Source organism: Pseudomonas sp. DWP2-2, from assembly GCF_049897065.1.
GTDB classification, from domain to species: Bacteria; Pseudomonadota; Gammaproteobacteria; order Pseudomonadales; family Pseudomonadaceae; genus Aquipseudomonas; species Aquipseudomonas paracarnis.
This window is the reverse complement of sequence record NZ_JAFCVN010000007.1, coordinates 22,236-36,218: the sequence shown is the minus strand read 5'-3', so window position 1 is coordinate 36,218 and position 13,983 is coordinate 22,236. Positions and strand designations below refer to the sequence as shown.

Here is a 13,983-nt window from a genome sequence, read left to right as displayed (position 1 = left end):
GGCGGCGTGTCAGTCAATGAATTTGTGACTGAACCACCGCTATCGCAGGCAAGCCAGCTCCCACATTGGTTGGGTAGTGCCCACGGCATCAGCGACCGGCATCAATCCCCTGTGGGAGCGGGCTTGCCCGCGAAGGCGGCGTGTCAGTCAATGAGTCTGTCACTGAACCACCGCTATCGCAGGCAAGCCAGCTCCCACATTGGTTGGGTATTGCCCACGGCATCAGCGCCCGGCATCAATCCCCTGTGGGAGCGGGCTTGCCCGCGATGGCGGCATGTCAGTCAATGAGTCTGTCACTGAACCACCGCTATCGCAGGCAAGCCGGCTTTGATCTGTACCGGATTTAAGGCCGGTGTTTGCCGCAGGCGGCAGTAGTCCGCCGTTTTTTCGACTGTTTCTCCCTTCACTTCTTTCAGCTACTCCACGAAACCCCTGCCCCGCCTGGACTTTAGCCTCTTTTAAAAAGTTGGTTCGCAAATTGCTTAAGCCTCCTCAGTACAGCGGTGGGCGGCAAGCGTCCGTCAGAAAGAGGATAGAGCGTGGACAAGTACCTTTATGTGGCAATGACCGGCGCCAGCCAGAATGCACTGGCGCAGAAGGCCCATGCCAACAATCTGGCGAACATTTCCACCAACGGCTTCCAGCGCGACCTGGAACAGGCGCGTTCGATGCCGGTGTTCGGTGACAGCTTTCCGGCGCGGGCGTTTGCCATGACCGAACGTCCGGCTACCGACTTTTCACCGGGCGCGATGATCGAGACCGGTCGCGACCTGGACGTAGCCGTCAGCGGCGACGGCTGGATGGCGGTGCAGACCCCGGATGGCGGCGAAGCCTACGTGCGCAGCGCCAGCATGAACGTGGATGCCCTGGGCGTGCTGCGGGCCGGCAACGGTATGCCGATCATGGGCAACGGTGGCCCGATCGCCGTGCCGCCCCAGCAGAAAATCGAAGTGGGTTCGGACGGCACTATCAGTATCCGCGCCATGGGCGAAGGCCCGCGGGTGATGGCGGAAGTGGACCGTATCAAGATGGTCCAGCCTGACCTCAAGAACATGACCAAGGGCCTGGACGGCACCATCCACACCAAGGATGGCCAACCGGCCCAGGCTGACGCGAACGTGCGGCTGACCTCGGGTTTCCTGCAGGCGAGCAACGTCAATGCCGTGGAAGAAATGACCGCAGTGCTGGCGCTGGCCAAGCAGTTCGAGCTGCACATCAAGATGATGAACAGCGCTAAAGAAGACGACCAGGCCATGACGCGCGTCATGCAGATGAGCTGATCCAAGCCCATTAACTAATTTGCAACGCAGCGCCAACCATCCGGCGCACGAAGGAGAACAGCATGCTTCCGGCTCTATGGGTTGCCAAGACAGGCCTGTCCGCCCAGGACACCAACCTGACGACCATTTCCAACAACCTGGCAAACGTGTCGACCACGGGCTTCAAACGTGACCGCGCCGAGTTCCAGGACTTGCTCTATCAGATCAAGAAGCAACCGGGCGCCCAATCGACCCAGGACAGCGAACTGCCGTCGGGCCTGCAACTGGGTACCGGTGTGCAGATCGTCGGCACCCAGAAAAACTTCAGCGCCGGCAACCTGCAGCAAACCGGCCAGCCCCTGGACATGGCGATCAACGGCCGGGGCTTTTTTCAAGTGCTGCAACCGGATGGCACCACTTCTTACACCCGTGACGGCACCTTCCACCTGGACTCCAACGGCCAGATCGTGACCGCCAACGGTTTCGCCCTGGAGCCTGCTGTCGTGGTGCCGCCCGACGCCAAGACCTTCACCGTCGGCAACGACGGCACCGTGTCCATCACCGTCGCTGGCAACCCAGCGTCCCAGGTGATCGGCAACCTGCAAACCGCCGACTTCATCAACCCGGCCGGCCTGCAGGCCATGGGCAACAACCTGTTCCTGGAAACCGCCTCCAGTGGCGCGCCGCAAATCGGCACCCCTGGCTTGAACGGCTTCGGCACCACGCTGCAAAGCACCCTGGAAACCTCCAACGTCAGCACCGTTGAGGAGATGGTCAACATGATCACCACCCAGCGCGCCTACGAGATGAACTCCAAGGTGATTTCCACCGCCGACCAGATGCTTTCGTTCGTTACGCAGAATCTGTAATCAAGTCTATGGGGCGCCCTTGAGGGTGCCTGCAACACCGTGAGGTTAGGGTCATGAATCGCTATGTTTGTGTGTTGGCATTGAGTGGGATCGCCGTGCTTGCGGGCTGTGTCGCCCCCACGCCAAAGCCCAATGACCCGTACTACGCGCCGGTGTTGCCACGCACACCGCTGCCTGCGGCGGCCAACAATGGCTCGATCTACCAGGCCGGTTTCGAGCAGAACCTGTACAGCGACCGCAAGGCGTTCCGGGTCGGTGACATCATCACCATCACCCTGAACGAGAAGACCCAGGCCAGCAAGAACGCCAACTCGCAGATCGGCAAGAACAGCAAGACCAGCATCGGCCTGACCTCGCTGTTCGGCGGCGGCCTGAACACCAACAACCCGCTGGGCGGTGGTGACCTGAGCCTGGACGCCGGCTACAGCGGCGACCGCGCCACCAACGGCAAGAGCGCGGCCGGGCAGGGCAACAGCCTGACCGGTTCGATCACCGTGACCGTCGCCGATGTATTGCCCAACGGCATCATTGCCGTGCGCGGTGAAAAGTGGATGACCCTCAACACCGGCGACGAGCTGGTGCGCATCGCCGGCATGGTCCGCGCCGATGACATCTCCACCGACAACACCGTGCCGTCGACGCGCATTGCCGATGCACGCATTACCTACTCGGGCACCGGTTCGTTTGCCGATGCGAGCCAGCCGGGCTGGTTCGACCGCTTCTTCCTCAGCCCGCTGTTCCCTTTCTAGGTGGCCATTTTGAAGTTCAAACAGCTGATGGCGATGGCGCTTTTGCTGGCCTTGAGTGCTGTGGCCCAGGCCGAGCGCCTGAAGGATATTGCCAGTATTTCCGGCGTGCGCTCCAACCAGTTGATCGGCTATGGCCTGGTCGTGGGGCTCAACGGCACGGGTGACCAGACCACCCAGACGCCGTTCACCCTGCAAACCTTCAACAACATGCTCTCCCAGTTCGGCATCAAGGTGCCGCCAGGCTCGGGCAACGTGCAGTTGAAGAACGTCGCGGCGGTGTCGATCAGCGCCGATCTGCCCGCGTTCGCCAAGCCGGGGCAGGTGGTGGATATCACCGTGTCGTCCATGGGTAACTCCAAGAGCCTGCGCGGCGGCACCTTGCTGATGACGCCGCTCAAAGGTATCGACGGCAACGTCTACGCCATCGCCCAGGGCAACCTGGTGGTTGGCGGTTTTGACGCCGAAGGCCGCGACGGTTCGAAGATCACCGTCAACGTGCCGTCGGCTGGGCGTATCCCCGGTGGCGCCACGGTTGAACGCACCGTGCCGAGTGGTTTCAACCAGGGCAACAGCCTGACCTTGAACCTCAACCGCTCCGACTTCACCACCGCCAAGCGCGTGGTCGACAAGATCAACGACATGCTCGGCCCTGGCGTGGCCCAGGCCATCGACGGCGGCTCGGTTCGCGTCACTGCGCCTTTGGACCCAAGCCAGCGCGTGGACTACCTGTCGATTCTGGAAAACCTTGAAGTGGACCCCGGCCAGGCCGTGGCGAAAGTCATCATCAACTCGCGCACCGGCACCATCGTGATCGGCCAGAACGTCAAGGTCTCGCCAGCGGCGGTAACCCACGGCAGCCTGACGGTGACCATCACAGAAGACCCGATCGTCAGCCAGCCTGGGCCGTTGTCCGGTGGCCAGACTGCCGTGGTCCCACGCTCGCGGGTCAATGCCCAGCAAGAAGCCAAGCCGATGTTCAAGTTCGGCCCCGGCACCACCCTGGATGAGATTGTCCGCGCGGTGAACCAGGTGGGCGCTGCGCCCGGCGACTTGATGGCGATCCTCGAAGCTTTGAAGCAGGCCGGCGCGTTGCAAGCCGACCTGATCGTGATCTGAGGCCATGGCCATGGATATGCGCAAGAGCGGCATCAGCAGCACGGCGGACTCGGGGTCTTACTCCGACCTGAACCGGCTTAACCAGCTCAAGGTCGGTGACGACAAAAACAGCGAAGGCAACCTGCGCAAAGTGGCGCAGGAATTCGAGTCGCTGTTTTTGAACGAGATGCTCAAGTCCATGCGTTCGGCCACCGAGGCCCTGGGCAAGGACAACCCGCTGAACACCCCGGCCGCCAAGCAATACCAGGAAATGTACGACCAGCAACTGGCGGTGTCGATGTCCCGCGAAGGTGGCGGTATCGGCCTGGCCGATGTGCTGATGCGCCAGATGCAGAAGAACAAGCCGGTGGAGGCTCAGGCCGCCACCTTGCAAGGCCCGGCGGCGGATGCGCCGGTGAAGAAAGTCGATGTGCCGACCGAGATTGCCGCCGGTACCCAGGCCGAAGGCCCGTTGGGCCGCTCCAATGGCCAGCGGCCTTTGTGGGCGTATCGCGTGGCCGTGCCTGAGGGCGCCAGCACCCATGCCAACGACATGGAACTGATGAACCAGCGTCGTATCGCCTTGCCCAGCAAGCTGGCCGACCGCCTGCTGGCGGGTATCGTGCCGAACGCTCCGGTCGAAGCCAAATCCGCGCCCCTGCGTAACAGCGCTGCCGACGACACGGTCATCAACAGCAGCACGCGTAGCTTTGCCGTGCCGAGCGGGCGCATGCAGGTGTATGGCCGCGCCATTGCCCAGCCACCGCTGGCGCCGGCCAAGAAAGCCTTCAGCTCCCAGGATGAATTTGTCGCCACCATGTTGCCGATGGCCAAGGCCGCTGCCGCACGGATTGGTATCGACCCCAAGTACCTGGTGGCCCAGGCGGCACTGGAAACCGGTTGGGGCAAATCAGTCATGCGCGCCGAGGACGGCAGCAGCAGCCACAACCTGTTCGGCATCAAGGCCGGGCAGAGCTGGCAGGGTGGTCAGGCCCGGGCGATCACCAGCGAGTTTCGCGATGGGGCGATGGTCAAGGAAACGGCGCAATTCCGTTCCTACAGCTCCTACCAGGACAGCTTCCACGACCTCGTGACCCTGCTGCAAAGCCATGATCGCTATAAAGAAGTTGTGAAATCAGCCGACAACCCGGAACAGTTTGTACGCGAGTTGCAAAAAGCCGGTTATGCAACCGACCCGGATTACGCCAGCAAGATTTCGCAGATCGCAAAAAACATGAACAGTTACCAGAACTACGCTGCCGCTGGCGCAACCACACATTTATAAGGTCTGAACCATGAGTTTGCTCAGTATCGGGATGTCAGGGCTCAATGCCGCTCAAGGATCGTTGTCGGTCTTGAGTAATAACATCGCCAACGCCAACACCTCGGGTTATTCGCGCCAGCAGACCACGCAAAATGCGAGTGCCAACAACCCCTACGGCGGTGTGTACATTGGCAGCGGCACCACGCTGGCGGATGTGCGTCGGGTCTATAACGAGTTCCTGGACGCGGCCTACCAGAACAGCACGGCGCTCAATAACGATGCCAAGGCTTATTCCAGCCAGGCCAGCGCCATCGACAAGACTTTGTCGGACAAGACAACCGGCATGTCTTCGGTGCTCAGCGCGTTTTTTGCCGCTGTGCAGACCTCCGCGGCCAACCCCAGCGACGTGTCTGCCCGGCAAGTGCTGCTGACCAGCGCCCAGACCCTGAGTAACCGTTTCAACGCCATCTCCAGCCAATTGACTCAACAGAAAGAGTCGATCAATGGCCAGTTGAGCACCATGAGTGACCAGGTCAACCAGTTGACCTCCTCGATTGCTTCGCTCAACAAGCAGATCACCCAGGCCCAGGGCTCAAGCAACAGCGCCCCGGCCAACCTGCTGGATGCCCGTAACGAGGCGGTGCGCTCGCTCAATGAACTGGTGGGTGTGACCACCAGTGAACAGAATGGTGTGTTCAGCGTCAGCACCGGCACGGGCCAATCCCTGGTATTGGGCGACCGGTCCAACACCCTCTCGGCAGTGCCGAGCGCTAGCGACCCAAGCCAGTACACCATTGCGCTCAATGCTGGCGGCGGTACGGCGATCGACTTGGGCAACGTGCTCAGTGGGGGCAGCATCGGCGGCCTGTTGCGTTATCGCAGTGATGCCCTGATGCCGGCCATCAATGACTTGGGGCGTATCGCCCTGGCGACAGCCGATACCATCAACAGCCAACTGGGGCAGGGCCTGGACTTGAACGGTGACTTCGGCTCATCGCTGTTCAAGGACATCAACAGCGCGGCGGCCATTGCCCAGCGCAGTCAGGGCGCGCTGGGCAACAGCGCGGGCTCCGGCAATTTGAATGTGACCATTGCGGACACCAGCAAGCTGTCGACCTACGACTACAAAGTGACCTTTACCAGCGGCAACAACTACACGGTGGTGCGCTCCGACGGCAAGGCCATGGGCGCGTTCGACACCAATACCGCGCCGCCGCCGGTGATCGATGGGTTCACCCTGGCGCTGGATGGCAAGGGGCCGATGGCGGCGGGCGATAGTTTCAAAGTCAGCCCTACCGCCAGCGGTGCGACCAACATCGGCACGACTTTGACGGACGCCAATAAAATCGCGTTCGCCGGGCCATTGCTGGGCGAGGGCAGCAAGACCAACCAGGGTACCGGCACTTTTACACCGCCGACCCTGACCCTGCCTATCGATATTCATGGCGGCGCCGACACCGCGCAACTGCGTACCGGCATTGAGCACTCGATGCCAGTGAAGATGGTATTCGGCAAGCCGGCCGCCGACGGCACCCAGGGCTACACGCTCAACGATGCCCAGGGCAACCCGATTGGCACCGGCACCATCGTGCCGGGCCAAGGCAACAAAATCACGGTCGATGTACCGATGCGGGATGCCAACGGCACGCTGCTGGTGCCGGCCAAAAGCTTCAAGTTCGATACCACGGTCGCCGGGTCGCCCGCCGCTGGCGACAGCACCACGTTTTCCTTCAACGCCTCGGGCAAGTCGGATAACCGTAACGCCCAGGCGTTGCTCGACCTGCAAACCAAAGCCACCGTCGGCCTGTCCGATGGCAGTGGCGGCGGAGTGAGCCTGGTGGCGGCCAACAGTCGCCTGGTGTCGACCGTCGGAGCCAAGGCCGCGTCGGCCAATACCGACACCACGGCCACGGGCGCCTTGCTCAAGGCCAACCAGGATGCGCGCAACTCCGTGTCCCAGGTCAACCTCGATGAAGAGGCGGGCGACATGATCAAATTCCAGCAGTACTACACCGCCTCGTCGCAGATCATCAAGGCTGCGCAAGAAACCTTCAGCACGCTGATCAATAGTCTTTAAGGGAGTCTGGGACGATGCGTATTTCCACTGCACAGTATTTTGAAACCAGTGCCGCCAAGTACACGGACAACTATTCCAGCGTTGTGAAGGCCCAGGAGCAGGCCAGTTCCGGTGTGCGCGTGCAAACCGCAGCGGATGACCCGGTGGCGGCGGCGAGGTTGTTGTTGCTGCAACAGCAGAAGGACATGCTCGGGCAGTTCAACGGCAATATCACCAGTTTGAAGAACTCGTTGACCAACGAGGAAAGCGTATTGGGTGCAATCAACGAGGCACTGCAGGCGGCCAGTACCTTGGCCATTGAAGCGGGCGGTTCGCGCAGCGATGCCGACCGCAAGTCGATTGCCGGCCAGATCGGTGCGCTTGAAGACCAGGTGCTGGGCTTGCTTAACAGCAAGGATTCCTCGGGCAACTATCTGTTTTCCGGCTCCAAGACCTCGACGCCGCCCTATAGCCGTAACAGCGACGGCACCTACACCTATCAGGGTGATGAAACGCCGCTGAGCCTGCAGGTTTCCGATTCCCTGAGAGTCAGTGCCGGTGACACCGGCAAGAGCATCATGGATGGTGCCGTTAACTCGGGCCGCACCCAGGCGACCTGGATCGCACCTGCTATCGTGCCGCCGGCAACGGCGCCAGTGCCCAATGATCATAAAGTCTCAGTGTCGGCCGGCCTGGTGACTTCAGGCTCGGACTACACGAATAAATTCGCCGATGGCGAGCCTTACAAGCTGACCTTTACCAGCAGCACCCAGTACAAGGTCTCCGACAAGAACGGCAATGACGTCACGTCGGAAATCCCTGGCAACGGCACCTTTGACTCCACCAAGGAAGGCGGCTCCACCGTGAGCCTGCGCGGCGTGAATTTTGATATTGCGGTGGATCTCAAGGATATGGCGACGGGGCCGGACGCCGATGCGCTGGTCAAGGACCGTTCGTTCAGCCTGGCCGCCAAGCCCGACACCTTCAGTGTTTCGCGCACGCCCAGTAATGCCTCCACTGCGCAGCTGACGAATGCGCAGGTGAGCAACCCGGCCACCTATGCCAGTACGTTCCCGGCTAACAGCGGGGCGGTGATCAAGTTCACCAGTGGCACGGCGTATGAAGTCTATGCCCAGCCCTACAGTGCCGACAGCAAAGCGATCGCCACCGGCGACACCGGTGGCGGTACGACCGTGACGGCAGCAGGCGTGACCTTTGATGTCAGCGGCACACCTCAAGCCGGCGATCAGTTTGCGGTCGCTGCCAGCACGGCCAAGACCCAGAACGCGCTGGATACCCTGAGCCAACTGCGCAAGGCGCTGGAGCAACCGGCCGACGGCAACCCGGCGGCGATGGTCAAGCTCAAGGATGCGCTCGACGCTTCCATCAGTAATTTTGCCAATTCACGGGCCCAGGTCGACAACGTGCGCGGTTCCATCGGGGCCCGCGAAGCGGCACTGGATATCCAGTCGGCGGAGAACATCAGTATCGGCACTGCAAACAAAAGCACTATGAGCGATCTGGCGAACATTGACATGGGCGAAGCCGCGATCAACCTCACGTTGCAGCAAACCATGTTGCAGGCCTCGCAACTGGCGTTCGTTAAAATCTCCCAGCTGAACCTGTTCAGTCGCATGTAATCGTCGCAATGAACAACGGCCTCCCCTGGCGACAGGGGAGGCCGTTGTCGTTTCTGGCCTGGAAATGTTGCCGGTTTTTGCACAAAGCGCGCAAAATTGAGTGACCTGTGAGTCATAAAGCGCATCTTCACTGTATCGTGTGAAAAGGATAAGTCGTCACAGGGCCTTTATCGGGCGGCTTTCAGCGAGATTTTCATGGGGTTATCCCCTTTATTGTCAGCACTCCCGGCGTAGTCCGAGGGGTGTTCTCCAGCTATTTAGTATTGGGAAGCCACAATGATTGGCATAAAAAGCATCGCCAGTTACGTGCCGGCAGACGGGATCGATAACTACGCCCAGGGTGCCAAATTCGCCAAGGATGAAGAGTTCATCATCGGCAAGATCGGTTCGGCGTTCCTGCCGCGCAAGGAAGCTGCACAGGAGACTTCCGACCTGTGCGTCGAAGCAGTCAATGCATTGTTTGCCAACAACCCGGATTTGAAGCGCGAGTCCATCGACGCGCTGATCGTCGTCACCCAGAACGGCGATGAAGAGGGCTTGCCCCACACCGCCGCCATCGTCCAGGACAAATTGGGCCTGCCGACTCACGTTGCCGCCTTCGATATTTCCCTGGGCTGCTCCGGCTACGTGTACGGCATCTACGCGATGAAAGGCTTCATGGAAGCCGCCGGCCTGAAAAACGGCCTGCTGATCACCGCCGACCCGTATTCCAAGATCGTCGACCCGGAAGACCGCAACACCACCATGCTGTTCGGCGATGCTGCCACCGCCACCTGGATGGGCGAGGACGCGCCGTGGTTGCTGGGCAAATCCAAGTTTGGTACCGACGGTTCCGGCGCGCCGCACTTGAAGGTCAGCGATGGTGTGTTCTTCATGAACGGCCGCCAGGTGTTCAACTTCGCCTTGCTCAAGGTGCCGGCACACTTGCACGAGCTGCTCAATGAGTCGGACCTCAAGGCAGATGACATTGATGCGTTCTGCATCCACCAGGGCAGCGCGGCCATCGTCGACGCCGTGGCGCGCCGCTTTGAAGAAGCGCCGGTGGACAAGTTCATCAAGGACATGGTCGAGACCGGCAATACCGTGTCATCGAGCATTCCGTTGCTGCTGGAAAAACACGTGATGGACGCCACCTGGAAGCGCGTGGCAATCAGCGGTTTTGGTGTGGGGCTGTCGTGGGGCTCGGCGATTCTCTATCGTCCGTGATGCTTTAGCGGCTTCATGAAAAACGCCGATGATCGAATGATCATCGGCGTTTTTTTTGCGCCCCCTTTTTAGGAGCGAGCTTGCTCGCGAAGAACCTGAGGGCGCCGCGTGCATTCTGAATGCCCGCGTCATCGTTAACGTTCTTCGCGAGCAAGCTCGCTCCTACCTGGGGGGGCGTCTTGAAGGCGGAGTTTTGGCGCCAGTAACCCGTGATTACTGGCGTTTCACGCCTCTATAAGCCGTTGAAATACAAGGGCTGGCACAGGGCTAGTAAAAAAAATCAAAAAAACCCTCAAGCAACCGGCTACCACGACGATAACTATTACGTAGGTTCTCAGGCCACACCCGGCGGTTGCCAGGGCCGGAAGCCGCAGTATCCATCCAACGAGGATTTCGTCATGGCTTTAACAGTAAACACCAACATTGCTTCCATCACGACTCAGGGCAACCTGAACAAAGCTGGCGGCGCCCTGGCCACTTCCATGCAGCGCCTGTCTTCCGGCCTGCGTATCAACAGCGCTAAAGACGACGCTGCCGGCCTGCAGATCGCTAACCGCCTGACCAGCCAAATCAACGGCCTGGGCCAAGCTGTAAAAAACGTGAACGACGGCATCTCCATCGCTCAGACCGCTGAAGGCGCGATGCAGGCTTCGACCGACATCCTGCAAAAAATGCGTACCCTGGCCCTGTCCTCGGCTACCGGCTCCCTGAGCGCCGACGACCGTAAGTCGAACAACGACGAATACCAGGCCCTGACCGCAGAACTGACCCGTATCTCGCAAACCACCACTTTCGGTGGCCAGAAACTGTTGGACGGTTCGTATGGCACCAAGGCTATCCAAGTGGGTGCCAATGCTAACGAAACCATCAACCTGAGCCTGGAAAACGTTGCCGCCAACAATATTGGTTCGCAGCAGATCAAGAGTGTTGCAATTACTCCTACCGAGAATGGTATCGGCAGTGCAGCTGGCACTATTACCGTGACCGGTAATGGCCAGGTGAGCAGTGCAATTGCTGTCCCGGTTGGTGCTTCGGCGCAGAGTATCGCCAGCAAAATGAATGGTGCAATTGGCGGCCTCACAGCTACCGCGAGCACTGAAGTTCAGATTGAAGTTGATAATGCCGCGTTTACCACGGGCGCTACACCTGCCGCTGCTGCCACGTTTTCAATGACTGTCAATGGCCAGACTGTCACAATGACGGGCGTAACTAGCCAGGCTGGCTTGGCTGATCAATTGAAGTCCAACGCCGCCAAGCTGGGTATCAGTGTCAACTTCGACGAAGCCAAGAAAACGCTTTCGGTCAAGTCCGATACTGGTGAGAACATCGAGTTTGGTGCTGTTGCAGCCGGCGCTGCCAGTGCGGCCGCTATCACTATCAAATCCAAAGATGGTTCCGGTGCATACCCTACCGGCGCAGGCACCGCTCTGTCCGATACAACCAAGATGACTGCCACCGGCCAAGTATCGCTGGATTCCTCCAAGGGTTACTCCTTGTCGGGGGATGGTGTTGGGGGGCTGTTCGGTGCAGCTGCGGCTACCACTGCTGCTTCCACCAAAACCACCATCGCCAATACTGATGTGACCAGCGCTGATATGGCTCAAAACGCACTGTCGGTTATCGACAAGGCCATCGGCACCATCGACAGCGTTCGTTCGGGTCTGGGTGCCACCCAGAACCGTCTGACTACCACTGCAGACAACCTGCAGAACATCCAGAAAAACTCTACCGCTGCGCGTTCCACCGTTCAGGATGTCGACTTCGCTGCCGAAACCGCGGAACTGACCAAGCAGCAAACCCTGCAGTCGGCTTCCACCGCGATCCTGTCGCAGGCTAACCAACTGCCATCCGCTGTACTGAAACTGCTTCAGTAATCAGCGCGCTTGGTAACTAACGGAAGGGCGCGTTTACGTGCCCTTCCGTTTTTTCGGTTTAGAGGAGATTGGACATGGACATGAGTGTAAAGCTGAACCAGTCTTATCCGCCGGTTGCCCCTCAAGGCGCGCCTCCCAAGGCAACTGCCGATCAAAACAGCAGCAAGGCTCAGGAAGTAGCGGCAACCGGCAAAGAGCCTGAGCGCGCGGACCTGGAAAAAGCAGTAACCGACATTCGCGAATTCGTCCAGGCTGCCCAGCGCAGCCTGGATTTTTCCATTGACGATTCGACCCACCGGGTCGTGGTCAAGGTCATTGCCACCGACAGTGGTGAAGTGATCCGTCAGATTCCGTCGGAAACGGCGTTGAAACTGGCACAGAACCTTTCCAGCGCAAGCAACGTGTTGTTTGACGACAAGGTGTGAGCTGGCATGAAATTTGTTGCTGTCAGGTCTTGAGGCGTAATAAGTCAAGATAACGGCAGCCACCGAACAGGAGATAGATGATGGCGGGTTCAACGGTAAGTGGTATCGGTTCGAACATCGATACGCAAGCGATCGTGAAGTCCTTGGTGGACGCCGAAAAGGTGCCCAAGCAGACGCAGATCAATACCGCGTCCCAGAAGGCGACCACCACGCTGTCTTCGATCGGCAAGATTCAGGCGGCACTGGATGCGTTTCGTAGTGCTTTGGACGCCATGACCAAAGACAGTAGTTTCACCGGATTGACCGGCTCGTCCTCGGATGAAAAAACGGCGACCATGACTGCCAATAACACAGCTTCGAACGGCAGCTTCCGACTGATCGTTGACCAGTTGGCCCAGGCGTCAAAATTATCCAGCAAGAACTTCTCCGGTGGCACCTCTTCTGTGGTGAACGCTACGGATAAGCCGACCACCTTGACCATCTCTCAGTCGGGCAAGGATTACAGCGTCAATGTTCCAGCCGGCGCGACCTTGCAGCAGGTGCGGGATTCGATCAATACCCAGTTTGGTACTTCCGGGCTCAGTGCCAATATCCAGACCGACTCCAATGGTTCCCGATTGATCCTGACCTCTACCACCATGGGTACCGGTTCCGACCTTACGCTTTCCGGCACCTCCGGCCTGGATGTGGGTTCAACGGTCGTCGATCTGCCCAAGGATGCGCTGTACAGCATTGATGGTGTTGCGTCTGTGTCCAAGACCAACAGTATCGAGGGCGCGCTCAGTGGTGTGAACATCAAGCTGGTGGCGCCTTCGACTTACAAGACGGGCACCTCTGGCGATAAAAACGCTACGCTGATCACCGTCAGTACCAACAACACGGCGCTCAAGTCCGGGGTCAAAGGCTTCGTTGATACCTACAATGCTTTGATCTCCGCAATGAATGCCGAAACCAAGGTCACCAAGAATCTTGACGGCAGCACAACGGCTGCGGCATTGACGGGTGACTCGACCATGCGTTCGCTGCAGGCGGCGATCCGCAATGAATTCAATACCCTTTCGGGGACTGGCACTTTCAAGTCGTTGGCTCAATTTGGCGTGAGCACAAGCTCTACCACCGGCTTGCTGACAATCGATGACAAAAAGTGGGACGCTGCAGTCAAGACTAATGCAGCCGACATCAACAGTATGTTCAGCGGCAAAGACGGCATGTTGGCGCGCATGAAAAGTGCAACGGATGACTTTGCCAAGGCCTCTACCGGGGTTCTGGCAACGCGTTCTACCTCGTTGACCGACAGTCTCAAGGACATCGCAAAGCAGCAGGAAACCCTGAACGAGCGCATGGAACTGCTGACCAACAGCCTCTCCGCCAAATACAACGCCATGGACACCCTGGTTGCCCAACTGCGCCAGCAAAGCACCAGTGTCATGACCACGCTCAATGCCTTGAACAACCCTAAAACCAATAACTGATCGCCACTCACGCAAAAGGCCAGGCAACCTGCCTGGCCTTTTCGTACCGAAAGACGACCGGTGTTAAAGCTTTT

The 13,983-nt window shown here is 59.3% G+C and carries 11 protein-coding genes; all 11 read left to right on the top strand.

The features are described 5' to 3' along the window. Window positions 1-539 precede the first annotated feature (539 nt). A complete protein-coding gene (locus tag ACP7CZ_RS16865) occupies window positions 540-1,280 on the top strand; it encodes a flagellar basal body rod protein FlgF (RefSeq protein WP_003192988.1) in 741 nt (246 codons plus the stop codon). 62 nt (window positions 1,281-1,342) lie between these two features. Then, entirely contained in the window at window positions 1,343-2,128 is a 786-nt protein-coding gene (gene flgG / locus ACP7CZ_RS16860) for a flagellar basal-body rod protein FlgG (RefSeq protein ID WP_003192986.1), read from the top strand. A 53-nt stretch (window positions 2,129-2,181) separates the two neighbouring features. Further along, window positions 2,182-2,877, top strand: coding sequence for a flagellar basal body L-ring protein FlgH (gene flgH, locus ACP7CZ_RS16855; RefSeq protein ID WP_034126774.1), 696 nt, complete (start codon window positions 2,182-2,184; stop codon window positions 2,875-2,877). A 6-nt stretch (window positions 2,878-2,883) separates the two neighbouring features. Further along, window positions 2,884-3,993: a flagellar basal body P-ring protein FlgI gene (locus ACP7CZ_RS16850; RefSeq protein ID WP_161793221.1), complete on the top strand. Its 1,110-nt coding sequence runs from the start codon at window positions 2,884-2,886 to the stop codon at window positions 3,991-3,993. A gap of 4 nt (window positions 3,994-3,997) precedes the next feature. Beyond that, complete coding sequence (gene flgJ / locus ACP7CZ_RS16845) at window positions 3,998-5,257, top strand: flagellar assembly peptidoglycan hydrolase FlgJ (protein ID WP_054898649.1); 1,260 nt, start codon at window positions 3,998-4,000, stop codon at window positions 5,255-5,257. Window positions 5,258-5,267: 10 nt separating this feature from the next. Further along, window positions 5,268-7,313, top strand: a complete 2,046-nt coding sequence (gene flgK, locus ACP7CZ_RS16840) for a flagellar hook-associated protein FlgK (RefSeq protein WP_294187728.1) — start codon at window positions 5,268-5,270, stop codon at window positions 7,311-7,313. A gap of 14 nt (window positions 7,314-7,327) precedes the next feature. Continuing rightward, window positions 7,328-8,932, top strand: a complete 1,605-nt coding sequence (locus tag ACP7CZ_RS16835) for a flagellar hook-associated protein 3 (RefSeq protein ID WP_057976938.1) — start codon at window positions 7,328-7,330, stop codon at window positions 8,930-8,932. 276 nt (window positions 8,933-9,208) lie between these two features. After that, the gene (locus ACP7CZ_RS16830) at window positions 9,209-10,138 is read left to right on the top strand and encodes a ketoacyl-ACP synthase III (protein WP_003192977.1); all 930 of its coding nucleotides are present in this window, start codon (window positions 9,209-9,211) and stop codon (window positions 10,136-10,138) included. A 398-nt stretch (window positions 10,139-10,536) separates the two neighbouring features. Continuing rightward, a complete protein-coding gene (locus tag ACP7CZ_RS16825) occupies window positions 10,537-12,012 on the top strand; it encodes a flagellin (RefSeq protein WP_060764472.1) in 1,476 nt (491 codons plus the stop codon). Between the two features lie 74 nt (window positions 12,013-12,086). Beyond that, window positions 12,087-12,437: a flagellar protein FlaG gene (locus tag ACP7CZ_RS16820; RefSeq protein ID WP_060764473.1), complete on the top strand. Its 351-nt coding sequence runs from the start codon at window positions 12,087-12,089 to the stop codon at window positions 12,435-12,437. A gap of 80 nt (window positions 12,438-12,517) precedes the next feature. Continuing rightward, window positions 12,518-13,909 carry a flagellar filament capping protein FliD gene (gene fliD / locus ACP7CZ_RS16815; RefSeq protein WP_060764474.1) on the top strand — a complete coding sequence of 464 codons (1,392 nt, stop codon included), beginning with the start codon at window positions 12,518-12,520 and terminating at the stop codon, window positions 13,907-13,909. Window positions 13,910-13,983: the final 74 nt, after the last annotated feature.